Source organism: Pseudomonas sp. TH08, assembly GCF_016651275.1.
GTDB lineage: Bacteria > Pseudomonadota > Gammaproteobacteria > Pseudomonadales > Pseudomonadaceae > Aquipseudomonas.
Genome location: NZ_JAEKEE010000003.1, coordinates 370,635 through 395,200, shown reverse-complemented (window position 1 = coordinate 395,200; position 24,566 = coordinate 370,635). Strand labels below are relative to the sequence as shown.

Annotated in this window: 23 protein-coding genes and 1 pseudogene; 8 read left to right on the top strand and 16 right to left on the bottom strand. The window is 57.7% G+C overall.

Features of this window, described 5'->3' with window-relative positions; genetic code table 11:
* Window positions 1-42: 42 nt before the first annotated feature.
* The 4 genes from lpdA to JFT91_RS15080 are packed head-to-tail and all read right to left on the bottom strand — an operon-like array spanning window position 43 to window position 4,988.
* Window positions 43-1,416, bottom strand: a complete 1,374-nt coding sequence (gene lpdA / locus JFT91_RS15095; protein WP_201232888.1) for a dihydrolipoyl dehydrogenase — start codon at window positions 1,414-1,416, stop codon at window positions 43-45.
* A 4-nt stretch (window positions 1,417-1,420) separates the two neighbouring features.
* Window positions 1,421-2,692, bottom strand: a complete 1,272-nt coding sequence (locus tag JFT91_RS15090; protein ID WP_201232887.1) for a dihydrolipoamide acetyltransferase family protein — start codon at window positions 2,690-2,692, stop codon at window positions 1,421-1,423.
* Window positions 2,693-3,751, bottom strand: a complete 1,059-nt coding sequence (locus JFT91_RS15085) for an alpha-ketoacid dehydrogenase subunit beta (RefSeq protein ID WP_201226296.1) — start codon at window positions 3,749-3,751, stop codon at window positions 2,693-2,695.
* Window position 3,752: 1 nt separating this feature from the next.
* Window positions 3,753-4,988, bottom strand: a complete 1,236-nt coding sequence (locus tag JFT91_RS15080) for a 3-methyl-2-oxobutanoate dehydrogenase (2-methylpropanoyl-transferring) subunit alpha (protein ID WP_201232886.1) — start codon at window positions 4,986-4,988, stop codon at window positions 3,753-3,755.
* A gap of 185 nt (window positions 4,989-5,173) precedes the next feature.
* On the opposite strand from JFT91_RS15080, the gene bkdR reads away from it, so the two are divergent.
* Window positions 5,174-5,662 carry a Bkd operon transcriptional regulator BkdR gene (gene bkdR / locus JFT91_RS15075; RefSeq protein ID WP_008059350.1) on the top strand — a complete coding sequence of 163 codons (489 nt, stop codon included), beginning with the start codon at window positions 5,174-5,176 and terminating at the stop codon, window positions 5,660-5,662.
* A 184-nt stretch (window positions 5,663-5,846) separates the two neighbouring features.
* On the opposite strand, the gene JFT91_RS15070 is transcribed toward bkdR, so the two are convergent.
* The 5 genes from JFT91_RS15070 to JFT91_RS15050 all read right to left on the bottom strand — a co-directional run bounded on the left by JFT91_RS15070 (window position 5,847) and on the right by JFT91_RS15050 (window position 9,676).
* Window positions 5,847-6,473, bottom strand: a complete 627-nt coding sequence (locus JFT91_RS15070) for a m7GpppX diphosphatase (protein WP_201232885.1) — start codon at window positions 6,471-6,473, stop codon at window positions 5,847-5,849.
* Window positions 6,474-6,493: 20 nt separating this feature from the next.
* Complete coding sequence (locus JFT91_RS15065) at window positions 6,494-7,042, bottom strand: hypothetical protein (protein ID WP_201232884.1); 549 nt, start codon at window positions 7,040-7,042, stop codon at window positions 6,494-6,496.
* 112 nt (window positions 7,043-7,154) lie between these two features.
* On the bottom strand, window positions 7,155-8,288 hold the full coding sequence (locus JFT91_RS15060) for a hypothetical protein (protein ID WP_201232883.1): 1,134 nt from the start codon (window positions 8,286-8,288) through the stop codon (window positions 7,155-7,157).
* A 70-nt stretch (window positions 8,289-8,358) separates the two neighbouring features.
* Entirely contained in the window at window positions 8,359-9,183 is an 825-nt protein-coding gene (locus JFT91_RS15055; protein WP_201232882.1) for an IQM protein middle domain-containing protein, read from the bottom strand.
* Between the two features lie 13 nt (window positions 9,184-9,196).
* Window positions 9,197-9,676, bottom strand: a complete 480-nt coding sequence (locus JFT91_RS15050) for an InvB/SpaK family type III secretion system chaperone (protein WP_201232881.1) — start codon at window positions 9,674-9,676, stop codon at window positions 9,197-9,199.
* Between the two features lie 214 nt (window positions 9,677-9,890).
* Here JFT91_RS15050 and JFT91_RS15045 point away from each other — a divergent pair.
* Window positions 9,891-10,310, top strand: a pseudogene (locus JFT91_RS15045) (helix-turn-helix domain-containing protein); the annotation flags it as partial.
* 153 nt (window positions 10,311-10,463) lie between these two features.
* On the opposite strand, the gene JFT91_RS15040 reads toward JFT91_RS15045, so the two are convergent.
* Window positions 10,464-11,327: an MBL fold metallo-hydrolase gene (locus JFT91_RS15040; RefSeq protein WP_201232880.1), complete on the bottom strand. Its 864-nt coding sequence runs from the start codon at window positions 11,325-11,327 to the stop codon at window positions 10,464-10,466.
* A gap of 103 nt (window positions 11,328-11,430) precedes the next feature.
* On the opposite strand from JFT91_RS15040, the gene JFT91_RS15035 reads away from it, so the two are divergent.
* The 3 genes from JFT91_RS15035 (at window position 11,431) to JFT91_RS15025 (ending at window position 13,991) form a co-directional block, all read left to right on the top strand.
* Window positions 11,431-11,772 (top strand): ArsR/SmtB family transcription factor, encoded by a 342-nt coding sequence (locus JFT91_RS15035; protein ID WP_201226291.1) that lies wholly within the window; start codon window positions 11,431-11,433, stop codon window positions 11,770-11,772.
* A 164-nt stretch (window positions 11,773-11,936) separates the two neighbouring features.
* Entirely contained in the window at window positions 11,937-13,181 is a 1,245-nt protein-coding gene (locus JFT91_RS15030) for an NAD(P)/FAD-dependent oxidoreductase (RefSeq protein ID WP_201232879.1), read from the top strand.
* Between the two features lie 9 nt (window positions 13,182-13,190).
* Window positions 13,191-13,991, top strand: coding sequence for a sulfite exporter TauE/SafE family protein (locus tag JFT91_RS15025; RefSeq protein ID WP_201232878.1), 801 nt, complete (start codon window positions 13,191-13,193; stop codon window positions 13,989-13,991).
* 54 nt (window positions 13,992-14,045) lie between these two features.
* Here JFT91_RS15025 and JFT91_RS15020 read toward each other — a convergent pair whose 3' ends face one another.
* Entirely contained in the window at window positions 14,046-14,996 is a 951-nt protein-coding gene (locus tag JFT91_RS15020) for a polysaccharide deacetylase family protein (RefSeq protein ID WP_201232877.1), read from the bottom strand.
* Window positions 14,997-15,271: 275 nt separating this feature from the next.
* Here JFT91_RS15020 and JFT91_RS15015 point away from each other — a divergent pair, with 275 nt between their 5' ends.
* Both JFT91_RS15015 and JFT91_RS15010 read left to right on the top strand, forming a co-directional pair.
* Entirely contained in the window at window positions 15,272-16,927 is a 1,656-nt protein-coding gene (locus JFT91_RS15015) for an MFS transporter (RefSeq protein WP_201232876.1), read from the top strand.
* Window positions 16,924-18,066 carry an HlyD family secretion protein gene (locus JFT91_RS15010; protein WP_201226282.1) on the top strand — a complete coding sequence of 381 codons (1,143 nt, stop codon included), beginning with the start codon at window positions 16,924-16,926 and terminating at the stop codon, window positions 18,064-18,066. The genes JFT91_RS15015 and JFT91_RS15010 overlap by 4 nt, the downstream gene beginning before the upstream one ends.
* A gap of 122 nt (window positions 18,067-18,188) precedes the next feature.
* On the opposite strand, the gene copD is transcribed toward JFT91_RS15010, so the two are convergent.
* Together copD and copC are read right to left on the bottom strand one after the other, a co-directional pair.
* A complete protein-coding gene (gene copD / locus JFT91_RS15005) occupies window positions 18,189-19,046 on the bottom strand; it encodes a copper homeostasis membrane protein CopD (protein ID WP_201232875.1) in 858 nt (285 codons plus the stop codon).
* A 3-nt stretch (window positions 19,047-19,049) separates the two neighbouring features.
* Complete coding sequence (copC, locus tag JFT91_RS15000) at window positions 19,050-19,412, bottom strand: copper homeostasis periplasmic binding protein CopC (RefSeq protein ID WP_201226280.1); 363 nt, start codon at window positions 19,410-19,412, stop codon at window positions 19,050-19,052.
* Window positions 19,413-19,552: 140 nt separating this feature from the next.
* Here copC and JFT91_RS14995 point away from each other — a divergent pair, with 140 nt between their 5' ends.
* Entirely contained in the window at window positions 19,553-20,173 is a 621-nt protein-coding gene (locus JFT91_RS14995) for a TetR/AcrR family transcriptional regulator (protein ID WP_201226279.1), read from the top strand.
* A gap of 114 nt (window positions 20,174-20,287) precedes the next feature.
* Here JFT91_RS14995 and preA read toward each other — a convergent pair whose 3' ends face one another.
* From preA to hydA, 3 genes are all read right to left on the bottom strand, one after another.
* Entirely contained in the window at window positions 20,288-21,562 is a 1,275-nt protein-coding gene (preA, locus tag JFT91_RS14990) for an NAD-dependent dihydropyrimidine dehydrogenase subunit PreA (RefSeq protein ID WP_201226278.1), read from the bottom strand.
* Entirely contained in the window at window positions 21,563-22,930 is a 1,368-nt protein-coding gene (locus JFT91_RS14985) for an FAD-dependent oxidoreductase (RefSeq protein WP_201232874.1), read from the bottom strand.
* 158 nt (window positions 22,931-23,088) lie between these two features.
* Window positions 23,089-24,528: a dihydropyrimidinase gene (gene hydA, locus JFT91_RS14980; protein ID WP_201232873.1), complete on the bottom strand. Its 1,440-nt coding sequence runs from the start codon at window positions 24,526-24,528 to the stop codon at window positions 23,089-23,091.
* Window positions 24,529-24,566: the final 38 nt, after the last annotated feature.

Genomic DNA, 24,566 nt, shown 5'->3' with positions numbered 1-24,566 from the left:
AGCCCAGCGGGAGCAAGCTCCCTCGCCTCAGGGGTTCAGCGTTTACAGGTGCAACGCATGCCCCAAAGCACGCAACGCCGCTTCCTGCACTGCCTCACCCAGGGTCGGATGCGCGTGAATGGTGCCGCCGATATCTTCAAGCCGCGCGCCCATTTCCAGGCTTTGCGCGAACGCCGTGGACAACTCGGACACCCCGACACCCACAGCCTGCCAGCCGACAATCACATGATTATCCCGACGAGCGACTACGCGTACGAAGCCGCTTTTCGACTCCAGCGTCATCGCCCGGCCATTGGCGGCGAACGGGAAGCTCGACACGATGCAGTCCAGGCCCGCAGCCTTGGCCTCGTCCGGTGTTTTGCCAACCACCACCAGTTCCGGGTCGGTAAAGCACACCGCGGCGATGGCAGTCGGGTGGAATTCGCGGGTCTTGCCGCTGATCAATTCGGCAACCATTTCGCCCTGCGCCATGGCGCGGTGGGCCAACATCGGCTCGCCGCTCAAATCGCCAATGGCGTAGACGTTGCGCATGCTGGTCTGGCAGCGGCTGTCGATCTTGATCGCAGAACCGTTCATGTCCAGATTCAGCGCTTCAAGGTTCCAGCCTTGGGTATTCGGTTTGCGACCGACGGCCACCAGCACCTGATCGGTTTCCAGGTTCAGCGTTTCGCCTTCAGGGTCGCGCACCTGCAACGTGCCGTCGAAACCCAGCACGCTGTGTTTCAAATAGAGCTTCACGCCCAGTTGCTTCAGCGCATCATGCACCGGCTGCGTCAGTTCGGCGTCGTAGGCCGGCAGGATGCGATCCTGCGCCTCGACCACGCTGACCTCGGCGCCGAGCTTGCGATAAGCGATGCCCAACTCCAGACCAATGTAACCACCGCCAACCACGACCAAACGTTTCGGCACTGACTTTGGCGTCAGTGCTTCGGTGGAGGAGATGATCGGCCCGCCAATCGGCAGGATCGGCAGGTTGACGCTGGTCGAACCGGTGGCCAGCACCAGATGCTCGCACTGGATGCGGGTGTCGCCGACGTCTACGGTTTTGCCGTCGATGACTTTGGCCCAGCCATTGATGACCTGAACCTTGTTTTTCTTCAGCAGAGCCGCAACGCCAGTGGTCAGGCGATCAACGATGCCGTCCTTCCACTCGACGCTTTTAGTGATGTCGAGCGTCGGCGCCGAAACGCTGATGCCCAGCGCCGAATGCTGATGGTGATGCTGGGTCTGGTGAAACTGCTCAGCCACATGAATCAGTGCTTTCGAAGGGATGCAGCCGATGTTCAGGCAAGTGCCGCCCAGCGATTGGCCTTCGACCAGAATCGTCGAAATGCCCAGTTGCCCGGCGCGAATCGCTGTGACATAGCCGCCAGGGCCGCCGCCAATAATCAGCAGCGTGGTGTTCAAAGTCTGCATTGCATCACTCCACAAACAGCGTTGCGGGTTGTTCGATCAAGCCGCGAATGGCCTGGATGAAGAGCGCCGCGTCCATGCCGTCGACCACGCGGTGATCGAAGGAGCTGGAGAGGTTCATCATCTTGCGAATCACCACCTGGCCTTTCACAACCATCGGTCGTTCAACGATTTTGTTGACGCCGACGATTGCCACTTCCGGCAGATTCAACACTGGCGTGCTGACGATGCCGCCCAGCGCACCGAGGCTGGTCAGGGTGATGGTCGAGCCGGACAACTCATCACGGCTGGCCTTGCCATTACGTGCGGCGTTGGCCAAACGCGAGATCTCCGCCGCGCTGTCCCACAGGCTCCGAGCTTCGGCATGACGCACCACCGGCACCATCAGACCGACATCGCTTTGCGTGGCGACGCCGACATGCACCGCGCCGAGGCGGGTAATGACCTGGGCTTCGTCGTCGTAGCGGGCGTTCATCTGCGGGAAGTCGCGCAGGGCGACGACCAGGGCGCGGACGAGGAACGGCAGTAAGGTCAACTTGCCACGGCTGGCACCGTGTTTTTCATTCAGATGCGCGCGCAGTTCTTCAATCGCGGTGACGTCGATTTCTTCGACATAACTGAAGTGTGCGGCTCGCTGAGTGGCGTCCTGCATGCGCTGGGCGATCTTGCGGCGCATGCCAATGACTTGAATCTGATCTTCGTCGTTACGCTGGGCATAAGCGGCAGCAACCGGCGCCGAAGCGTTTGACTGACCTTGCACCAGATAGGCTTCAAGGTCTTCGTGCAGCACACGACCGGCCGGGCCGGAACCGCGCACCAGACGCAATTGAATGCCCAGATCCAGCGCATGCTTGCGCACGGCCGGGGAGGCGAGCGGGCGTTCATCCGCTTCACGAGCAACCATCGGGCCTTGGCAAACCGCAGCCGGACGCGGGGCGGCTGGAGCAGGTTGGCTTTCCACTACGGTTTCAACTTTCGGCGCCGCCGGTGCTTCTTTTACAGGAGCGGGAGCGGCGGACTCTCTAAGGTTGCCAGCCCCCTCGACTTCAATGCTGATCAGCACACTGCCAACCGCCATCACTTCACCCGGCTGACCACCTAACGCAATGACCTTGCCGTGTACCGGCGATGGAATATCGACCATCGCCTTGTCGGTCATCACGTCCGCCAGCACCTGATCTTCAACCACCAGATCGCCGACCTTGACGTGCCACTGCGACAATTCTACTTCTGCGATGCCTTCGCCGATGTCCGGCATCTTGATAACGTGCGTGCCCATTCAGACCTCCATAACCCGTTTCAACGCCGCGCCCACTCGGGACGGCCCTGGGAAATACGCCCACTCTTGCGCGTGCGGGTAGGGGGTGTCCCAACCGGTGACGCGTTCGATTGGCGCTTCCAGGTGATGGAAGCAATGCTCTTGCACCAGCGACACCAGTTCGGCACCGAAACCGCAGGTGCGGGTGGCCTCGTGAACCACCACGCAACGACCGGTTTTCTTCACCGATTTGACGATGGTTTCGAGGTCCAGCGGCCACAGGCTGCGCAGGTCGATGACTTCGGCGTCGACGCCGGACTCTTCAGCAGCGACTTGCGAGACGTACACGGTGGTGCCGTAGGTCAGCACGGTCACGTCTTTGCCCGGACGGGTAATCGCGGCAACGTCCAGCGGTACGGTGTAGTAACCGTCCGGGACTTGCGCGGCCGGGTGTTTCGACCACGGGGTTACCGGGCGGTCGTGGTGGCCGTCGAACGGGCCGTTGTACAGGCGCTTTGGCTCAAGGAATATCACCGGGTCATCGTTTTCGATGGAGGCGATCAGCAGGCCTTTGGCGTCATACGGGTTGGATGGCATCACGGTGCGCAAACCGCAGACCTGAGTGAACATCGCCTCGATGCTCTGGCTGTGCGTCTGGCCGCCGTAGATGCCGCCGCCGCAAGGCATGCGCAGGGTCATCGGCGCGGTGAACTCGCCGGCCGAGCGATAACGCAGGCGCGCGGCTTCGGAAATGATCTGGTCGGAAGCGGGGTAAACGTAGTCGGCGAACTGAATTTCGGCGACCGGACGCAAACCGTAGGCGCCCATGCCGACGGCAACGCCGACGATGCCGCTCTCGGAGATCGGCGCGTCGAACACTCGCGAGGCGCCGTACTTGGTCTGCAGGCCTTCGGTGCAACGGAACACGCCGCCGAAATAGCCGACGTCCTGACCGAACACCACCACATTGTCATCACGCTCAAGCATCACATCCATGGCCGAGCGCAGGGCCTGGATCATGGTCATGGTGGTCGTGGTCATGGCGGTTTCCAACTGAATATTGTTGTTGTGATCGTTCATGTCAGATCCCCAACTGCTGACGCTGGCGCTTCAAGTGCTCCGGCATCTCTTTGTAGACGTCTTCGAACATGGTCGCGGCGCTTGGAATCTGACCGCCGGCCAGGGTGCCGTACTGTTCGGCCTGTTTCTGCGCGGCAATCACTTCGGCTTCGAGCTCGGCGCTGACGGCGGTGTGCTCTTCTTCCGACCAGTGGCCGACTTTGATCAGGTGCTGTTTCAAACGGGCGATCGGGTCGCCGAGCGGGAAGTGGCTCCAGTCATCGGCCGGGCGGTATTTCGACGGATCGTCCGAGGTCGAGTGCGGGCCGGCGCGGTAGGTGACCCATTCGATCATGGTCGGGCCGAGGTTGCGACGGGCCCGCTCGGCAGCCCAGGCTGATGCCGCATAAACCGCGTAGAAGTCGTTGCCATCAACGCGCAGCGAAGCGATACCGCAACCGACGCCGCGTCCGGCGAAGGTGGTGGCTTCACCACCGGCAATCGCCTGGAAGGTCGAAATTGCCCATTGGTTGTTGACCACGTTAAGGATCACTGGCGCCCGATAGACGTGGGCGAAGGTGAGGGCGGTGTGGAAGTCCGACTCGGCGGTGGCGCCGTCACCGATCCACGCCGAGGCGATTTTGGTGTCACCCTTGATCGCCGAAGCCATGCCCCAACCGACCGCCTGAATGAACTGGGTGGCGAGGTTGCCGGAGATGGTGAAGAAACCAGCCTCTTTAACCGAATACATGATCGGCAACTGGCGGCCCTTGAGCGGATCGCGCTCGTTGGACAGCAGTTGGCAGATCAGGTCGACCAGTGGCACTTCGCGGGCCATCAGGATGCTTTGCTGACGGTAGGTCGGAAAGCACATGTCGTCGATGTTCAAGGCCAGAGCCTGGGCGCTGCCGATGGCTTCTTCACCAAGGCTCTGCATGTAGAACGACATTTTTTTCTGGCGCTGGGCGACCACCATGCGGTTGTCGTAAATGCGCGTCTTGAGCATGGCGCGCATGCCTTTACGCAGGATCTCGACCGGCACGTTCTCGGCCCATGGGCCGAGGGCATTGCCTTGATCGTCGAGCACACGAATCAGCCCACGCGCCAGGTCGGCGGTGTCAGCGGGTTCTACGTCGATTGGAGGTTTGCGCACCGTACCGGCATCGGTCAAATGCAGGTAGGAGAAGTCGGTTTTACAGCCTGGACGGCCCGAAGGTTCAGGGACGTGCAGACGCAGCGGTTCATACGCTTGGGTCATGGCTTCTACGCTCGATCTTGTGAATTTCTTGTAGTGAGCTGGCAGTCATTCCTCGGTAGAGGAAATCTTGTCCTACAACAATCATAGGCCCGGGCAAGAAGAATATTTCTCTCTGTTTCGTTGCGCTGGAGACGATTTGCAGATAGAAATTCTGCATAAACATAAAAAACAGGTGGTTTTGTCTCATGCGCAAACTGGACCGTACCGACATCGGCATTCTCAACAGCCTTCAGGAGAATGCGCGCATCACCAACGCCGACCTCGCACGCTCGGTAAATCTGTCGCCGACGCCGTGCTTCAACCGGGTCAAGGCGATGGAAGAGTTAGGGCTGATTCGCGAGCAAGTGACGCTGCTGGATGCCGATCTGCTGGGGCTGCACGTGAACGTGTTCATTCATGTCAGCCTGGAGAAGCAGGTGGAGGAGGCGTTGCAGCATTTCGAGGAGGCGATTTCCGATCGCCCCGAAGTGATGGAGTGCTACCTGATGGCCGGCGACCCGGACTATCTGATCCGGGTTTTGGTGCCGACCATTCAGTCGCTGGAGCGCTTCATGATGGACTTTCTGACCAAAGTGCCGGGGGTGGCGAACATTCGCTCGAGCTTTGCGCTGAAGCAGGTGCGCTACAAGACGGCGTTGCCGTTGCCGGCGAATGGCCTGACGCTGGGCACCTAGCGTTTTCTCCACCTCTGGATAAACACTTTATTGCGGCGAAAGAGCTGAAACTCCGGATGCTTCCTGGTGAGTCCACTTTTTTAGCATCCGGATTTGAGATTGGCATAAAGGGCATCAAAAATCGGTTGGGACTTCAGACCTTCCTTAACTGCCGGAATTTCAGGGGGCAAGAAAACCTGCGACCTTACCTTATTGAAGCACCAGCGCCGATAGGGAGTTTGAGTTCGCTATAATCGGCAGGCATTGGCGTTTTACTTTCAGGCATGCCTTTAATCTTATGTAACATATCTTTGGTTGGTAATATGAATTGCCCATCGTTTCGGGACAATATCAACTCATTGATATTACCCCCGCCTTTTAAATGCTGAATGACCTCGTCAATGCCAAATGCGCGCGACTCATTTAAGGGGTGATCCCCTTTGTTCACCCAAACATGCAGGTGCAAGGTAGCGGTTGAAGGTGCAACCGGAAAATGGAAAAATAAATTAACCTTGTCTTTTTCAGCAGATACCCCATAGATATCAACTAAATGCTGAAGGCTATCCTGTTTTAGTTTTTCCAGCATCCCAACATCAGCCTGCTCCAAATCCAATATAGAGGTTAATGACTTCACGCCAGATGTTAACTCGGCGCTATATTGATTTAATTCCTCCTTCTGGTTAGCCGGTGCATTTCCTGTTGAGGGGGCACCCTTCATTTCCTGAATCAAATCATGTGGCACTGCAGGATGAACGGCCCAGGCCGTCAGCTGGATGCCTTCTGGCCTAGAGGCCAGATCTGTGATTTGTCCAGTGGTGTAGGTTTGCGACATGTAGGGAATATTCGGGTAAATCAGAAACCCATTGCCCGCTCCCAGCGGGGTAGAGTAATGGAAGACGTCGGGATTTTTTTGTACACCTCACTGTATACCTTGTCGCCTGGCTCCCGGCTGTTACCGCGTAGCAGCTCAACCAGAAACTGGGTGGCATTTTCATTTTTGTACGTTTCCTTGAGCTGTGCCAGATTTGTTGTTGTCAGTGTTACCTGAGCCAGGTCGTTAGTTTGATATTTTTGCAAGCCTCTTGGGTTTAGCCATCTGAAACTGCCATAGTCGTCTTCGGATTGTTTGGATATATAGGCGCCATGGGTCAAGTCGGCGGTGCCGGAATTGTCGTGTTTGATCAACACATGATACTTGTCTTGATTTAGCTGGCTCAGGGTTTTCCGATTGTCATCAATACCATAAGCGTCCAGTGTTCTGCGGATCGTAGAGCTTTCGTGTGGCTTCAGACTGGCCTGAGAATTACGTACAGCCTGTACATCCAGGGTCTGATGGCGTGAGTGACTCGAGTCAGCAGGTAAGGTCGCAGTAGTAGGCTGCAACGCCTGAATTGAAATCATTAGTTATCTCCTGTAGTTGTCATGCTGCACGTTGCGGGTGCGTTGGCTGCGCTCAGTCACCAAGGCTTGCCCGATCGCACTGCAACGTAAAAAAGAATGGGTATAAAATCGATTACAAAGGCAGGTTTAAAATATTGTCGTGCACACCTTTAAATGGAATGCCGCTAATATTCTTGATGGAGTCCGAGGTTGGTAAAAAATAGGAACCTCCATTTCGCTCAAGGACAAGATCGCTGATCTCTTTTCCTGACTTAAGATGAGCAATAATCGCATCGAGATCGAAAGACCTTGGTTCATTCAGCGGGTGATCACCTTTGTTTACCCAGGTGTGTAAGTGAAGTGTGGCGGTTTTTTCTGCGACGGGAAAATGAAAAAACATTCTGGTATTGTCATGTTCATTTACAGCATAGACATCTCGAAGATGTTGCACAGTCTCTTGTCGCAATTTTTCGAGCTGCGGAAGATGCTCTTGTTTTAAATTCAGAATGCTGGTCAAGGATTCGATCTGTGTTTTTTTATCGATTACCTTTTGTGGTGTATTCTGGCTTGCTTCAAGCCTCTCGGGGCCTGTTTGATGATGTCGCGATTCCAGAAACGAGGACTGTATGCCCGGATGAATTGCGTAGGTACACAAGATGATGCCGTGTTTGCTATTTTTGAGTGTCTCGGGAGCATTCACATAAGCATCTAACACTTTTGCATCACAGTACGGTGTATTGGGGCTAATGAGATAGCCATGCTGCGTGCGATCAATCGGCGCGACAAACTGAGCGAGACTTTCATTTCGGCGATAAAGATCAATATCCAGGCAGGCCTCTGCATTGAGTACCTTGGTGAGAAAATCCGGCAAGGGAGTGTTCGAGTAGGTCTGACTGAGTTGTGTTAACTGATCTTTATTCGTAAAGCTGATGACAGCGACATCGGCGGTTTGATATTTCATCAGGCCCTTTGGATTTAACCAGTTAAAGTTGCCATAGTCATCCTCACCTTGTTTGGATACATAGGCGCCGTGGGTTAAATCGGGGGTGCCTGAGTGGTCTTTTTTAACCAACACATGATATTTCTCCTGATTTAGCTGGCTTAACGCTTTCCGGTTGTCGTCTATGCCATAGGCGTCCAGCGTTCTGTGCATCGGCGATTTTTGAGTGTTGTGCACCTCTTGCACATTCAGGGTCTGATTGCGCTGATGACTTTGCTCAGTCGGTGTAACAGAAGTAGAGCGATGCAATGCTTGGATTTGGGTCATTGCCTATATCCTTGAAAATAAAGAAATCGATTGGGCTTGTATTGTTAGGCCTGCCTGGCAGGTAACAGCGTTACCCAGAATATTTACTTACTAGCGCGCTTATATCATCCTGTGCGACAGACTTGGCGTGGATATCAAGCTCGTTAATATTGACGCCTTGTGCCACCAATCGAGCTAAAAGATGTTCGAGTTGAGGCCGCTGGGGCATATAGTGGCCGGAATCCAGATGAAATGATTTCGCTTTCCCCTGTTCAATGAGTATCATGCCCGCCGATAAAACCGGCTTGCCTTCTGTCGTCGAAGTATGTTGCCATTTGCCTTTTTCATACGGATGAACAAAGATATTTCCGTCGCGATGGATAACGATGGCAGCGTGGCCCTCCATCCCGGTCTTACCTGGTAGATGTGTCGTATCCAATAACTTACCCCCTTCTTTCCATTCACCTTGTGAAAGCGTTACCCGATAGTCAGTGGCTTGATCTGGGGATAGATAATTGATATAGCCGACATCCTGCGATAGAGGCTGCTTGGGTTTGTTCTTGAGCGTATTGATTTCAACATTGGGGTGTTGATCAATCCATTGGAATAGCCCGGTTTTGCTATTAGCGTCTTCCTGCCATGCACTTAATGCGCCGGACTGTCCGTCAAGGCCATTCAATGAAATCCTGTCGCGATGCTGCGGATCCTTAATTTCCAGCCAATATTTTTGGTTGGCACCTGCTTCCCCACAGCTTTTTCTTGGCATCATCTCCATGATGAATTGTGCGGTCTCTTTGAAGCGCATCATGCTTGGGGAGTTTTTTATCGTTTTGACCCGTAGTGACGGAGAATCATCCTGCTGTTCTACTGGGTGTCCGCTGACCTGCGCAATGTGATTGACTTTAATGTCCAGCATTAAACATTCTCCCTCATCGGTGGTTAGATATGATTTTCAGTGCGCCATGGAAATCATGAATGACTTGGCTGAATTTATTTTCAACTAATGCACGCAGATCAACCAATGCTTTTAATTCGAAACCATCGCTGCACTTGCCTAACGTCAAATGACCGGCTTCAACGTATTCCATTACGGTTGTGAGGACGGGCATGATACGTCTGGCATTGTCTATCAATAGCTCTTCGCTAATCGGGATAAATGACCAGATCAAGAGGCGATCGTCGATCAATGAGATATTGATGGATCGCTCTTCATTCATGTCGATAGTTATAGTCGAGTGTGAGTCAAAGTCGTGCAATAAGTGGTCTGGAACATTCAGGTCGGTCAGTGCATCGCGGACCAATGAACTAAGCTCATGATGAATATTTTGAGAGAATGATAATGGGCTGTGGCTCATAAGCTTAAAATGACTGTGCAAGGAGTCGGTTTGATGATCAGTTTTTTCGTTCATGGTATTTCCGTTAAGAAGAAGCAGTTGATCTATTTACATGTTACTCAGTACACATGAGAGATCTTTCGAAAAACGCTCATTTTTTTGTTGAAATCGGTACTAAGGCTGGCCTTCCGTAACGTGGGTGATCTATTCACGCTCGTGTGTTGTTCTCGAAATAATTCTTCTGTGGTCTTTGCACTTCCTCTGTCATTCAGCGCTCGGGGGAATGCACATGAAAGCCCAAGAGATTGTCGTCATCCCAGAAGAACAAGCCGAACTGCACCGCCGAGTACGCTCGGCCACCATCAGCCAGCGCGACGGCCGTCGCGCCCGAGTGATCCTGCTGGCAGCCCTAGGTTATTCACGGTTAGAAATCGCGCGGTTGACCGGTTTCTCACTCCCTGCGATCACCTGCTGGTGCCAGTGTTTTGAAACGCTGCGATTGGAAGGTTTGGTAGACAAGCCGGGGCGTGGGCGCAAAACGTCCTTGCCGGCTGACGCCGTATGTCGTGTCCTTGAGCAGGTTACTCAGTCGCGAATCGGCGAGCCTCGGTGAAGCACGCGAGTCGCAGGGATCTCGGCCACCAGCGTGCACAGACTCTGGGTCGACAATGACCTGAAGCCGCACCTGACCCGCACCTTCAAACTGTCCGAAGCAGGAGAGACTGGAAAGCCAATGATGTGGGCTCGCCGGCGGCGCAAAAACGTGACTAAAAATTAGTGGGACAGATAGACGTTTTGGCTAAGGCTTGGTCCAGAGCGGTACATTCAATGAGGGCGCGAAAAATAGACGGGGGAGATCAACTCACATCTTGTTGAGCGGAATCTTCAGGTAGGTGACGCCATTTCCTTCGGCAGCCGGAAAATTCCCCGCGCGCACATTCACCTGGATCGCCGGCAGCAACAATGTTGGCATGCCCAGCCCGGCATCACGCTTCGTGCGCATCTCGACAAACGCCGCCTCATCAACCCCGTCATGCACGTGAATATTGTTTTTGCGCTGCTCACCGACGGTGGTCTGGCATTGCGACTCGCGGTTCTCAGGCGGGTAATCGTGGCAAACGTAGAGCTTCACACTCGCCGGAAACGCCAGCAGTTTCTGGATTGAAGCGAACAACTGATTGGCGTTGCCGCCGGGAAAGTCACACCGCGCGGTGCCGACATCCGGCATGAACAGCGTATCGCCGACCAATATCTGTTCACCGTCAATCAAGTAGGCCATGTCCGCCGGCGTGTGCCCTGGCACATGCAGGGCGGTGGCCTTGAGGTTGCCAATGCGGAATGACTCGTTCGGTGCAAACAGATGATCGAACTGCGAGCCATCCACGCAGAACTCCGGCTCCAGATTGAACAGCGTCTTGAATACGTTTTGCACTTTGCTGATCGACTCGCCAATGGCGATTTTGCCGCCCAGCTTCCGGCGCAGATACGGCGCCGCAGACAGGTGGTCGGCGTGGGCGTGGGTTTCCAGCAGCCATTGCACGTGCAGGTTGTGCGCGTGGACGAAAGCAATGATTTTGTCGGCCTGGGCGGTGCAGGTGCGTCCGGCGGCGCCGTCGTAATCGAGCACCGGATCGACGATTGCGCACTGTCCGCCATCGGCTTCATAGACCACGTAGCTGTAGGTCGAGGAGGCGGGGTCGAGGAAAGCTTCAATCAGCGCGGGCATGGACACAAACCTGTACGAGTGGGCGAAAAAGCATTCGGGGTTGCAACACTTTATGTAAAAACATAATGTTCGCAGCTTAAGTGACCTTGAAGGCATCGTGCAAATGCAATCCAGTCTGACCGAATGTGAAGTCGCCCAGCTGCGCGCCTCGGCGTCCAAAGCCTGCGCGTTGCTCAAGGCGTTGGCCAATGAAGATCGTCTGTTGATTTTGTGTCAACTGACTCAGGGCGAACGCAATGTGGGCGAACTGGAGACCATGACCGGCGTGCGCCAACCAACGCTGTCCCAGCAATTGGGCATCTTGCGTGATGAGGGGCTGGTCGCGACCCGCCGTGAAGGCAAGTACATTTTTTACGGCCTGGCCAGTCACGAAGTGATTCAAGTGATGAAGACCCTGTCCGGGCTCTATTGCGGGGCGGTGCTGAAAAATTTGGGTCTTCAATAAATGCCAGCCAACCCAAACCCCCAGTAGGCCTTCGCCTGCTCGCGATAGCGCTGGGTCAGCCAACATCTTATTGACTGATTCACCGCTATCGCGAGCAGGCTCACTCCTACAATGGATTTGTGTGATGACTGGGGAATCCTTGCGTGCAGCAAAAGGAACAAGCAATGAACGATCAACACTGGGGCCCATCCATCAGTGCAGATATCGTGGTCATCGGCGGCGGCACGGCCGGTATCGGTTTTATCGCCAGCCTGCTCAAGCGTGATCCGCAGCTGAAAATCACCGTCATCGAACCCAGCGCCCAGCATTACTACCAACCGGCGTGGACGCTGGTCGGCGCTGGCGCCTACGACGTCAAAGACACTGTCCGGCCGATGGCCAACGTGCTGCCGCGCCAAGCCACTTGGATTCAAGCAGCCGTCACCGGCATTGACCCCGACAAAAAACAACTCACCCTCAACGATCAGCGCACCGTCAGTTATCAGAACCTGATCGTCTGCCCCGGCCTGCGCCTGGCCTGGGAAAAGATCGAAGGCTTGCAGGACAGCCTCGGCCAGCACGGCGTCACCTCTAATTACAGCTATCAGCACGCGCAATACACGTGGGATCAAGTGCAGAAGCTGCGCGGCGGCAAGGCGCTGTTCACCCAACCGGCGATGCCGATCAAATGCGCCGGCGCACCGCAAAAAGCGCTGTATCTGTCTTGCGATCACTGGCTCAAAAGCGGCGTGCTGAACAACATCAACGTCGAATTCAATCTGGCCGGCGCCGCACTGTTTGGTGTGCCGACGTTTGTGCCGCCATTGATGAAGTACATCGAAAAGTACAACGCGAAACTGGCCTTCAACTCGAACCTGGTCAAGGTCGACGGCCCGGCAAAAACCGCATGGTTCGAGATCAGGGACGCCGACGGCAACGTCACCCGCGAGGCGAAAACCTTCGATCTGTTGCACGTGGTACCGCCGCAGGTTTCGCCAGACTTCATCGCACACAGCCCTTTGGCCGATGCGGCCGGCTGGTGTGAAGTCAATCCGCACAGCCTGCAGCACCCGCGTTATCCCGAGGTATTCGCACTGGGTGATATCTGTGGCACCAGCAATGCGAAAACCGCGGCAGCGGTGCGTAAGCAAGTCGTCGTGGTCGCGGAAAACCTGCTCGCCCTGCGCAAGCAACAACCGCTGCCGCTGAAGTACGACGGTTACGGCTCCTGCCCGCTGACGGTGGAAAAGGGCAAGGTGATCCTCGCCGAGTTCGGTTACGCCGGCAAGTTGCTGCCGACCTTTGCTCTGGACCCGACCGTGGCGCGGCGTTCGGCGTGGTTTCTCAAGGCGACGCTGCTGCCGTGGTTCTACTGGAACGGCATGCTCAAGGGTCGCGAGTGGCTGACAAGTCTGTCCAAGGTCGACTGAGAAAACCCTATGTTGCTGGCAAGTCTGTTTGGCGTGGTGATGGGTTTGGTGCTCGGTCTGACCGGCGCCGGCGGCGGTATTCTCGCGGTGCCGGCGCTGGTGCTCGGGCTCGGCTGGACGATGACGCAAGCGGCGCCGGTCGCGTTGTTTGCGGTCGGCAGCGCGGCGGCGGTCGGGGCGATTGATGGCTTGCGTCATGGTCTGGTGCGCTACCGCGCGGCGTTGCTGATCGCGGCGCTTGGTGCAGTGTTTTCACCGCTGGGAATCTACTGCGCGCACCAGTTGCCGGAAAAGATCCTGATGATTCTGTTCAGCCTGCTGATGGTCATGGTGGCCTGGCGCATGTTGCGGCGCGAGCGCCAGCAGGAAGGGCCAAGCGATCACGGTCACGCCAGTTGGGGCCAAAAAAACTGCATGCTCAACGAGGAAACCGGGCGCTTCGACTGGACCGCGAAATGCACGGCGACCCTGGCGGCATTGGGCGCGATTACCGGGGTGGTTTCCGGACTGCTTGGCGTCGGCGGAGGCTTTTTGATCGTGCCGGCGTTCAAGCAACTGACCGATGTGCAGATGCGCGGCATCGTTGCCACGTCGTTGATGGTGATCAGCCTGATTTCCGTGATTGGCGTTATCGGCTCGTTCCACGCAGGCGTACGCATCGACAGTCAGGGGGTGGCGTTTATCGTTGCCAGCGTTGTCGGCATGATCATCGGGCGCAAGCTGTGCGCGCGAGTGCCGGCGCGGGCCTTGCAGGTGGGGTTTGCCAGTGTCTGTCTGGTGGTGGCGGCTTACATGGTGCTGCGTGCCTGAGCCTTACCGGTGGCGAGGGAGCAAGCTCCCTCGCCACAATTATTCTGCGTTCGATTACTGGTTGTAGGCGGCTTCACTGTTATCGATCAGCGGATTTTTCTCGGTCAGCACGATCTGCGCAATCCGATCCTTGCGCTTGAAGCTCACCTTCGGGTGCGACTGGGCGTAACGGATGAACCGCTCCATCGCCTCGACCATCGCCGGCGTACCGCCGATGCGGTCGTGCAGACTGACCGACATCATCCGTCGCTTGCTCGCACCTTCGGCATAGAGCCGATCGAACTCCAGCACCAGTTGCTGATAAAACTGGTCGGCGGAAAAATGCCGGCCCTCGACCAAGACGATATCGTTGTTGCGCAGGGTGTACGGCACCACGGCGAATTTACGCCCGCGCACCATCGTCACGAAGGGCTCGTCGCGGCTGACGTCATCGATGTGATAGGTGAAGTTGAGATCATGCAACACCTTCAGCGTATTGGGGCTGCGCCTTAGCCAATTGGCGTTGTAGCCGACCGAGCGCTGGCCGGTGAGTTTTTCCACCGCCGCCACACCGTCGCCGATGAATTGTTTTTCCTGCGCGTAACTCATGTTGTAGGAGTCGGCCCAGCGCATACCATGCGCTGCGAGCTCATGGCCACGTTCGGCAATCGCCTTTGCCAGCTCCGGGTGCTTTATCGCAGCCTCGCCGACCACGTGGGAGGTGACTTTGATCCCGGTGCGATCCCACAAATCGAGCATGCGCCACAAACCTTCCTTGTGACCGTAATCGAACCAGGTCTGCGCCGGCAGATCCGGGTAGCCTTTGGGTAAAGGGCTGCCGGAGAATGGACTTTCTGCGCCGTCGGGTTGGCCACCGGTCTCGAATTGCATCGATACCGAGATCACCAGTTGCGAGCCATCCGGCCATGGCCGCTCCTGGGCAAAAGCGAGGGCGGGCAACAGTAGCGCGGCGGCCAGGAGGTTTTTCAGCAGACGCGGGGAGCGTTGGCGGTGGGGTGTGGTCATAACGGGCACCTTGGGGTTGAGAAGTGCCGCAAGGGTGGCATTTGTTGCGCCCGGGAATAATCCGCTGTGGGCGAGATGACTTTTAAACAATTTTTACCAATCGGGCTTCACACAATTCCGGTGTAGGAGTGAGCCTGCTCGCGATAGCGATTTAACAATCCACAATAATAGTGACTGATATACCGCTATCGCGAGCAGGCTCACTCCTACAAGGGATATGGGTTTGCAGGACGATTTGCGGCAAACTTCAATCACCTTTCGCACAAGGCTATTCAATGGATCACTACGCCCCGCGCAACTGGCAGCCGCACGAGAAGCCCAGCCTGCCCGGTTCCCCCTCGACGCCGCTGCACTCCAATCCGAAGCGCCTGGCCTATGCGCTGGTCGGGCTGTTGGTGGCGTTGACCGGTGGTTTGGGCAACTCGCTGGTGGTGGCCAACCTGACTTATCTGCAAGGCGCACTCGGCGCGACCACCGCAGAAATGGCCTGGCTGCCGGCGGCGTACGTGATGACCAACGTCTCGATGAACCTGTTGCTGGTGAAGTTTCGCCAGCAGTTCGGTCTGCGCGCATTCACCGAGGTATTTCTGGTGCTGTATGCGCTGGTGACCTTCGGCCATTTGTTCGTCAACGACTTGAACTCGGCCGTGGCAGTGCGTGCGGCCCACGGCATGGTCGGCGCGGCGCTCAGTTCGCTGGGTCTGTATTACATGGTGCAGGCGTTCCCGGCGAAATGGCGGATGAAGGCGCTGGTGCTCGGTCTTGGTACTTCACAACTGGCGCTGCCACTGGCGCGATTGTTTTCCGAAGATCTGCTGCAGATTGCTGAATGGCGCGGTTTGTACCTGTTCGAATTGGGCATGGCGCTGTTGTCGCTGGGCTGTGTCTTGATGCTCAAGTTGCCACCGGGCGATCGCTTCAAAACCTTCGAAAAACTCGACTTCCTGACCTTCGCGATTCTTGCCACGGGCGTGGCGCTGCTGTGCGCAGTGCTGTCGCTGGGACGGATCGACTGGTGGCTTGAGGCCAACTGGATTGGCGTGGCGTTGGCCGCCTCGATTGCGCTGATCCTCACCGGCCTGGCCATTGAGCACAATCGCAGCAACCCGATGTTGATGACGCGTTGGCTGGGCAGTGGAGTGATGATCCGTCTGGCGCTGGCGGTGGTGCTGATTCGCATGGTCACTTCCGAGCAATCCACCGGCGCCGTGGGTTTCATGCAGACCCTCAACATGAGCAGCGAGCAGTTGCACAGTCTTTACGTGGTGATGCTGATCGGCAGCGTTGCCGGCCTGGCAACCAGTGCGCTGACCATCAACCCGAAACACCTGCTCATGCCACTGATCATCTCGCTCGCGCTGATGGCGACCGGTTCGGTCATGGACAGTTTTTCCAATAATCTGACGCGCCCGGAAAACCTCTATCTCAGCCAGTTTCTGCTGGCGTTCGGCAGCACGTTTTTCCTCGGCCCGACCATGGTTCTGGGCACCCGTAATGTGCTGACCAATCCACGTAACCTGGTGAGTTTTTCCGTGCTGTTTGGTATCTGCAATAACCTCGGCGGGTTGATCGGCGCGGCGTTGCTCGGTACGTTCCAGATCGTCCGGGAGAAATTTCATTCCAGCCACATCGTTGAGCAATTGGTGTTGTCTGACCCGTTGGTGGCCGCGCGCGTGCAGAGCGGTGGCTCGGCCTACGGCTCGCTGCTGGCCGACCCGAGCCTGCGCAATCTGGCCGGCATTCGCAGCCTGGCCAGCGCGGCCACTCGCGAAGCGAACGTGCTGGCCTATAACGATGTGTTCATGCTCATCGCGGTGATTGCGGTGCTGACCATGATCTGGATTTCCATTCGCGCACTGTGGCTGATGAGTACCACCAAAGCCGTTGCCGCAGCGCCTTCCGTACCTTCTAGCGGTGCCACTTCTTCATGACCGAACCGACCACCACGACCACCAATGCCATCGCCGCCACCCCTGAGGGCGTGGCGCCGCCATCATCGCCGAACACTGAACCGCGCTCGCTGCGGGTGCGGATTATCTCCTCAATGGGCTTTGCCGCGATTGCCATTGTCGGCGTGTTGATCGTCCTGTATGCGTGGCAATTGCCACCGTTCAGCAGTGCGGTCGAGACCACCGAGAATGCCTTGATACGCGGGCAAGTGACGATCATCGGCCCGCAGCTCGCCGGCTACGTGTATGAAGTGCCGGTGCAGGATTTCCAGTACGTGAAGGCTGGGGATTTGCTGGTGCGGCTGGACGACCGTATTTATCAGCAGCGTCTCGATCAGTCGCTGGCGCAATTGGCGGTACAGAAAGCAGCACTGGCCAATGTCGTGCAGCAGCGCAACAGCGCCGAGGCGACGATCAAACTGCGTCAGGCCGCAGTGGCCGACAGCGAGGCGCAACTGCGCAAGAGTGAGGCGGATTTACGCCGCAACAAGGAACTGGTGAGCGACGGCTCCGTTTCCAAGCGCGAAATGGACGTAACCCTGGCCGCCAATGCCCAAGGCATTGCTGCCGTGGCGCAGGCCAAGGCCAATCTGGAAATCGCCCGGCAGGATCTGCAAACCGTGATCGTCAATCGTGGCTCGCTGGAGGCGGCGGTAGCCAGCGCCGAAGCAGCGGTGCAATTGGCACGGATCGATTTGTCGAACACGCGGATCGTTGCGCCGCGTGACGGTCAGCTCGGGCAGATCGGCGTGCGCCTCGGCGCTTACGTCAACTCCGGGGCGCAGTTGATGGCGTTGGTGCCGGACCAGAAGTGGGTGATCGCCAACATGAAGGAAACGCAGATGGACAACATACGGGTCGGGCAACCGGTGCGCTTCACCGTCGATGCGTTGAACCACCGCAAATTCACCGGGCATGTGCAGCATATTTCGCCGGCGACGGGGTCTGAGTTCGCCTTGTTGCAGGCGGATAACGCGACCGGCAACTTCGTCAAAATCGCCCAGCGCGTGCCGGTGCGGATCACCATTGATGAGGGGCAGCAGGAGGAGGAACGTTTGCGGCCGGGGATGTCGGTGGTGGTCAGCATCGACACCGCCGCGGGCGACACCCAACCGCATTAAGATCAACACAAATCCAATGTAGGAGTGAGCCTGCTCGCGATAGCGGTATGTCAGGCGAAATATTCGTTACTGATTCACCGCTATCGCGAGCAGGCTCACTCCTACAGGGGGCTCTGTGACCTTTAGGTTGTGATCATCGGGGGCAGGGTGCCGAGCAGCGAGACGGCGGCTACGGCGCCGATACCCAGCAGCCATTCGAGCATCACACTGCGCCGCAGGCTGCCCATTCGCTGTTCGCAATCATCCATGCGCAAGCGATTGAATAACGCCAACCCGAGCATCCCCAGCACAATCATTGCCTTGATCAACAGAATCAAGGCAAACCCGCTGAACAACGGCGTCGGCCACCACTGCCCGGTCAGCACGCGCACGTTGATCAAACCCGTGATCAGCAGCCCGGCCACCAACGCATACCCGACACCGCTGAAACGGCGCAAAATCGCCGGCATCGGCTCACTCGGCTGACGCAAAATCATCACCAGCAACAACAGTCCACCCAGCCATGCGGCGACGCAGGTCAGATGAATGATCTGGTTGAGAATCAGCAACTGCCCACTCAAACCATCGAGCATCGCGCCATGCCCGACCGGTGCCAGCGTCGCCAGCAGCAAACCACTCAAGCCCAACCGCAGCGGCATGCTGGAGCGCCACGGGGTAAACAGCAGCGCCAACAACGCGGCATTGATCAGCAGATGCCAGCGCCACACTTGACCGAAAAACGTATTGCCCAGCACCAGCGCAAGCGTGTCCGGATCAAACGCCGCCACTGCCGACCCGGCCATGCTCGCGGTAATCAACAGTGCCCAGGCAATCCCGCTGACCAGCGCGATCGCGGTTAGCCAACGCGCCAGTCGCGCCAGGTGCCGGTCTACTGGCGGCGCGTCAGCCTTGAGCAATAACGGCCTGAACAGCCAGGCCCCGAACAGCATCAACACCACGCTGAAATGCAGGAACCGGCACAGCACCAGCGCTTCACTCATGAATTACTGGCCAACCTTGAACTGATAAGCACCTTCGCTTTTGTGCGTATCAACCGATACCGCGTGCCATTCGACTTTGTACTCGCCAGCAGTCAGCGGTGCAGCCGGGGTGACGATGAGGATTTTCTTGTCGCCTTCGGTGGTCAGCGCTTTGACCGCGACCGGCGCGCCATCCTTGGTCAGGGCGACTTTGGTGAAGCTGGCCTCAACGCCTTCGGAGAACGTCAGGCGCAAATCGGCGGGGGCAGCGACGGTGCTGTCGGCGGCCGGGGTCTGGCTTTTAAGATGGGCGTGGGCGAATACCGACGAAGCGGCGAACAGCGAGGCGAGCAGGGCAGTAGTGGTCAGGACGTTCTTGAACAGCATCGCGGATACCTCTGAGGCAGGATCGAAGAAGCTGCCAGTTTAGCCATCCGGCCACGCCAGTACGAAGTTTTGTTTGCAGCGGTCGCCCCGGTGGCAGAGCGGATGCTAGTCTTCAACAACGTTGTTGTCAGGGAGCCCACATGGGCAATCACAAGATCGAAATCCGCCGCAGTAATGTCGACAAAATCCTTCTGGCAGCGGAAAAAGTCTTCGCCGAAAAAGGCTTCGCGGGCACGGCCATGGCCGACATCGCCGCCGAAGTGCAACTGCCGCGTTCCAACCTGCATTACTACTTCTCGACCAAAAGCGAGTTGTACAGCGCCGTGCTGTTCGACCTGCTGGAGGTGTGGAAGCAGGACGCGCTGTGCTTTGAGATGTTCGATGACCCGCGCGTGGTGCTCAGCAGCTACATCCGCGCCAAGATGAACCACTCTCGCAGTCGGCCGTACGGCTCGAAAGTCTGGGCCAACGAAATCATCCATGGCGCACCGACGTTGGGCGAGGCGCTGGATGTCAGTCTGTATGACTGGGCGAAAATGAAGGAAGCGAAGATTCGTCAGTGGGTCGAAGACAAACGGATTTTGCCGGTGGAGCCGTCGAGTCTGCTGTACATGATCTGGGCGTCGACCCAGCATTACGCTGACTTTGATCACCAGGTGAATATCTTGAATGATCACCAGCCGCTGTCGGACATGCAGTTCGAGCGTGCGGTGCAGACGGTGACGAGCGTGATCCTGCGCGGGATCGGATTGGAACCCTGAGTCTTTGGTGACCGGGCTGGCCTCTTCGCGAGCAGGCTCGCTCCCACAGGGACATGCATTGCAAATGTGGGAGCGAGCCTGCTCGCGAAAGCGTGGGTTCAGCCGCCGCCGACCTCAAAGACTGACATGGTAGGGATTTCTCGGATCATGATTCCAGTCCAGAAACGGCTTGCCCGTTTCCGTCGGTACCATCTCGATGCAATCCGCCACCGGACAGGTGATCTGGCACAAATTACAGCCCACACACTCGTCATCGATCACTTCATATTTATGCGTGCCGTCCGCCTGTTTCAGGCTGCTGATTGCCTGGTGTGACGTGTCTTCGCAAGCAATGTGGCAGCGCCCGCAACCAATGCAAGCCTCCTGATCGATTTTCGCGATTACCTGATAGTTGATATCCAGGTACTTCCAGTCGGTAGTGTTGCCCACGGCTCGCCCGGAAAACTCGGCGATATTGGCGTAGCCCTGACTGTCCATCCACCGCGATAAGCCGTCCTTCATCTCCTCGACAATGCGGAAACCGTGGAGCATTGCCGCCGTACACACCTGCACCGCGCCGCTGCCCAGCGCCATGAACTCCGCCGCATCGCGCCAACTGCCGATGCCGCCAATCCCACAAATCGGTAAGCCTTGAGTCTGCGGATCACGAGCGATTTCGGCGACCATGTTCAGCGCAATCGGCTTCACCGCCGAGCCGCAATAGCCGCCGTGAGTGCTTTTGCTGCCGACCGTCGGCAAGGCGACCATGTGTTCGAGGTCGACGCTGGTGATCGAGTTGATCGTGTTGATCAACGACACCGCATCGGCGCCGCCGCGATGTGCGGCGCGGGCGGCGACGCGGATGTCAGTGATGTTCGGCGTCAGCTTGACGATCACCGGCAGCGAGCAATAAGTCTTGCACCAGCGCGTCACCTGTTCGACATACTCCGGCACCTGACCGACCGCCGCACCCATGCCGCGCTCCGGCATGCCGTGCGGGCAGCCGAAATTCAGCTCGATGCCGTCGGCGCCAGTGGCTTCGACCAGCGGCAGAATGTGTTTCCACGATTCCTCGACGCACGGCACCATCAGTGAGACGATCAGCGCGCGATCCGGCCAATCCTTCTTCACCTGAGTGATTTCACGCAGGTTGATTTCCAGCGAGCGGTCGGTGATCAGCTCGATGTTGTTGATGCCCAGCACTTCACGGTTGTTGCCGTAATGCGCCGAGTAGCGCGACGAGACGTTGACCGCTGCCGGGTCCTCGCCGAGGGTTTTCCAGACCACGCCGCCCCAGCCTGCTTCGAAGGCACGGACGACGTTGTAGGCCTTGTCGGTGGGTGGCGCGGAGGCCAGCCAGAAAGGGTTTGGCGCTTTGATGCCGGCGAAGACTATCGAGAGATCGGCCATTTACGCAGCCTCCACGTTGAGCATCAGTTGCGTGTTGATCGCCTCGGCGGCGAGTTTGCCGTGCTGCACGGCTTGCACGGTCAAGTCCTGATCGAGGCTGGTGCAGTCACCGCCGGCATAAACGCCGGGAATGCTGGTGCGCAGGTTTTCATCGACCTGAATGCGTTCGCCCTGACGCTTGAGTTCGCGGGCCAGCGGGTCGGCGAGGGCGTTGCCGTCGAAGGCCTGACCGATGGCTTTGAAGATTGCATCAGCGGCCAGCTCGAAGGTTTCGCCAGTGGCTTGCAAGCGACCGTCGACCAGATCGGTGCTGGCGAAACGCATGCCTCGCACATGCCCTTGCTCGTCGAGCAGCACTTCTTCCGGTTGCGCCCAGGTCAGCAGGCGTACCTGATTGGCTTTGGCGATGTCCTGTTCGTGCCCGGTCGCGCCCATGTCGGCCGCGCCACGGCGATAGACCAGATTGACGTCGCGGGCTCCGAGGCGGGCCATTTGCACGGCCATGTCGATGGCGGTATTGCCAGCGCCGAGGACGATGCAGCGCTCGGCCAGCGGCAGTTGCGTGAGGTCATCGGCCTGACGCAGTTCGCGAATGTAGTCAGTGGCGGCGAGCAGACCGGGGGCGTCTTCGTGGGTCAGCCCCAGTTGTTTACTGGCATTCAGGCCAAGGCCAAGGAACACGGCGTCGAACTGCTGATGCAGTTCGCTGAGGGTCAGATTGTCACCCAGTTTCTGCCCGTGACGGATCTCGATGCCGCCGATTTGCAGAAGGAAATCCAACTCCTTTTGCGCGTAATCGTCGACCAGTTTGTACTTGGCGATCCCGTATTCATTGAGGCCTCCCGCTTTCTCCCGCGCTTCGAAAATCACCACGTCATGGCCGTGCATGGCACTGCGATGGGCGCAGGACAAGCCTGCCGGCCCGGCGCCGACCACGGCGATGCGTTTACCGGTGGCGGCGGCGCGCTGGAACGGGTGTTCGGTGAAGTGTGCGTTGTCCACGGCGTAGCGTTGCAACAGGCCGATCAACACCGGCGCGCATTCATGGGCGTTGTTGCGCACGCAGGCTTGCTGGCAAAGGATTTCGGTCGGACACACCCGCGCGCAACTGCCGCCGAGGATGTTCGCCGAGAGGATTTTCTGCGCCGCGCCGGGCACGTTGTCCTGATGAATATTGCGGATAAATGAAGGAATATCGATCTCGCTCGGACAGGCATTCACGCACGGCGCGTCGTAGCAATACAGGCAGCGCGAGGCTTCCAGATGCGCCTGGCGGGCGTTGAGCGGCGGCGCCAGATCGGTGAAGTGGCCGGCGAGGGCGGCCGCGCTTTCGTGCGGATGGGGGAGATGGTTCAGGGTCTCGATCACGGTTTTTTGCCTCACGGTTATTTGAGGTTCTCTGCCTCTGATGGGCAGTGGTTTTTGTGGTGTCTGGACGTGCCCCTTCGCGAGCAGGCTCGCTCCCACATTTGGAATGCATTCCCCTGTGGGAGCGAGCCTGCTCGCGAAGGCCGAAGGCCTCGTTTTCAGCGTTTCACGGCAACTGGCTTATGCAACTCAGCCCGCTTGCTCAGCAAATCAAATACCGCCGGGTACGCCGGCCGTTCGATATAGCGCCCGGCGCCACGCTCGGCGCGCAGGTCGCCATCGGCCCAGACCACACGGCCCTGGCTGACGGTATGGCTCGGCACGCCGCGCACGGTCTTGCCTTCGAAGATGTTGAAGTCGACCTGTTGATGGTGGGTCTTGGCGGAAATGGTGCGGGTTCCTTGCGGATCCCACAGCACCAGGTCGGCATCGGCGCCGACCCGGATAGCGCCTTTGCGCGGGTAGAGATTGAAGATTTTCGCGGTATTGGTGGACGTGAGGGCGACGAAATCCTGCATCGACAAACGACCGCTGTTCACCCCTTCATCCCAAAGCACGGCCATGCGGTCTTCGATACCGGCAGTGCCATTGGGAATCTTGCTGAAGTCATCGCGTCCGGCGGCTTTCTGCTCGGCGCAGAAGCAGCAATGGTCGGTGGCGGTGGTGTGCAAATTGCCGTTCTGCAGGCCGTGCCAAAGTGCCTCTTGATGGCCACGTGGTCGGAACGGTGGGCTCATCACGTAACCGGCGGCGGTCTGCCAGTCCGGGTGTTGGTAGACGCTGTCGTCGAGCAGCAAATGCCCGGCCAGCACTTCGCCGTAAACCGGTTGGCCCTTGCTGCGCGCGTAGGTGATTTCGTCGAGGGCTTCCTTGGTCGAAACGTGCACCAGATACAACGGCGTGCCAATGGTTTCGGCGATACGAATCGCCCGGCTCGCCGCTTCACCTTCAACCTGCGAAGGGCGCGACAGCGGATGCGCTTCCGGCCCAGTGATGCCTTGAGCCATCAATTTGCGTTGCAGGTGAAAGACCAGTTCGCCGTTTTCCGCGTGTACGGTCGGCACCGCGCCGAGTTCCAGGCAGCGTTCGAAGCTCGCGACCAAAGTATCGTCGGCGGCCATGATCGCGTTCTTGTACGCCATGAAATGCTTGAAGCTGTTGATCCCGTGATGACTGACCAACTCGGCCATTTCTTCACGCACCTGTTCGCTCCACCAGGTGATCGCAACGTGGAAACCATAGTCGGACGCGGATTTTTCTGCCCAGCCGCGCCACTGATGAAACGCTTCCATCAGTGACTGCTGCGGATTGGGAATCACGAAGTCGATGATCGACGTAGTGCCACCGGCCAGACCCGCAGCGGTGCCGCTGTAAAAGTCTTCGCTGGCCACGGTGCCCATGAACGGGAGCTGCATATGGGTGTGCGGATCGATGCCGCCGGGCATCAGGTATTGGCCGCTGCCGTCGAGCACTTCGGCACCTGCGGGAATGTCGAGGTTTTCACCCACGGCTTTGATCACGCCGTCGGCGCAATAGACGTCGGCGCGGTAACTTTCATCATGGGTAACAACGGTGGCGCCACGGATCAACAGAGACATTCCGAGTTCCTCGCAGGCATGACCGACTTGTGTCGGTT

What these genes read in the sequence shown, in the direction of transcription:
- lpdA (WP_201232888.1), bottom strand. Translation starts at nt 1,416, where the DNA reads ATGCAGACTTTGAACACCACGCTGCTGATTATTGGCGGCGGCCCTGGC.
- JFT91_RS15090 (WP_201232887.1), bottom strand. Translation starts at nt 2,692, where the DNA reads ATGGGCACGCACGTTATCAAGATGCCGGACATCGGCGAAGGCATCGCA.
- JFT91_RS15085 (WP_201226296.1), bottom strand. Translation starts at nt 3,751, where the DNA reads ATGAACGATCACAACAACAATATTCAGTTGGAAACCGCCATGACCACG.
- JFT91_RS15080 (WP_201232886.1), bottom strand. Translation starts at nt 4,988, where the DNA reads ATGACCCAAGCGTATGAACCGCTGCGTCTGCACGTCCCTGAACCTTCG.
- bkdR (WP_008059350.1), top strand. Translation starts at nt 5,174, where the DNA reads ATGCGCAAACTGGACCGTACCGACATCGGCATTCTCAACAGCCTTCAG.
- JFT91_RS15070 (WP_201232885.1), bottom strand. Translation starts at nt 6,473, where the DNA reads ATGTCGCAAACCTACACCACTGGACAAATCACAGATCTGGCCTCTAGG.
- JFT91_RS15065 (WP_201232884.1), bottom strand. Translation starts at nt 7,042, where the DNA reads ATGATTTCAATTCAGGCGTTGCAGCCTACTACTGCGACCTTACCTGCT.
- JFT91_RS15060 (WP_201232883.1), bottom strand. Translation starts at nt 8,288, where the DNA reads ATGACCCAAATCCAAGCATTGCATCGCTCTACTTCTGTTACACCGACT.
- JFT91_RS15055 (WP_201232882.1), bottom strand. Translation starts at nt 9,183, where the DNA reads ATGCTGGACATTAAAGTCAATCACATTGCGCAGGTCAGCGGACACCCA.
- JFT91_RS15050 (WP_201232881.1), bottom strand. Translation starts at nt 9,676, where the DNA reads ATGAACGAAAAAACTGATCATCAAACCGACTCCTTGCACAGTCATTTT.
- JFT91_RS15040 (WP_201232880.1), bottom strand. Translation starts at nt 11,327, where the DNA reads ATGCCCGCGCTGATTGAAGCTTTCCTCGACCCCGCCTCCTCGACCTAC.
- JFT91_RS15035 (WP_201226291.1), top strand. Translation starts at nt 11,431, where the DNA reads ATGCAATCCAGTCTGACCGAATGTGAAGTCGCCCAGCTGCGCGCCTCG.
- JFT91_RS15030 (WP_201232879.1), top strand. Translation starts at nt 11,937, where the DNA reads ATGAACGATCAACACTGGGGCCCATCCATCAGTGCAGATATCGTGGTC.
- JFT91_RS15025 (WP_201232878.1), top strand. Translation starts at nt 13,191, where the DNA reads ATGTTGCTGGCAAGTCTGTTTGGCGTGGTGATGGGTTTGGTGCTCGGT.
- JFT91_RS15020 (WP_201232877.1), bottom strand. Translation starts at nt 14,996, where the DNA reads ATGACCACACCCCACCGCCAACGCTCCCCGCGTCTGCTGAAAAACCTC.
- JFT91_RS15015 (WP_201232876.1), top strand. Translation starts at nt 15,272, where the DNA reads ATGGATCACTACGCCCCGCGCAACTGGCAGCCGCACGAGAAGCCCAGC.
- JFT91_RS15010 (WP_201226282.1), top strand. Translation starts at nt 16,924, where the DNA reads ATGACCGAACCGACCACCACGACCACCAATGCCATCGCCGCCACCCCT.
- copD (WP_201232875.1), bottom strand. Translation starts at nt 19,046, where the DNA reads ATGAGTGAAGCGCTGGTGCTGTGCCGGTTCCTGCATTTCAGCGTGGTG.
- copC (WP_201226280.1), bottom strand. Translation starts at nt 19,412, where the DNA reads ATGCTGTTCAAGAACGTCCTGACCACTACTGCCCTGCTCGCCTCGCTG.
- JFT91_RS14995 (WP_201226279.1), top strand. Translation starts at nt 19,553, where the DNA reads ATGGGCAATCACAAGATCGAAATCCGCCGCAGTAATGTCGACAAAATC.
- preA (WP_201226278.1), bottom strand. Translation starts at nt 21,562, where the DNA reads ATGGCCGATCTCTCGATAGTCTTCGCCGGCATCAAAGCGCCAAACCCT.
- hydA (WP_201232873.1), bottom strand. Translation starts at nt 24,528, where the DNA reads ATGTCTCTGTTGATCCGTGGCGCCACCGTTGTTACCCATGATGAAAGT.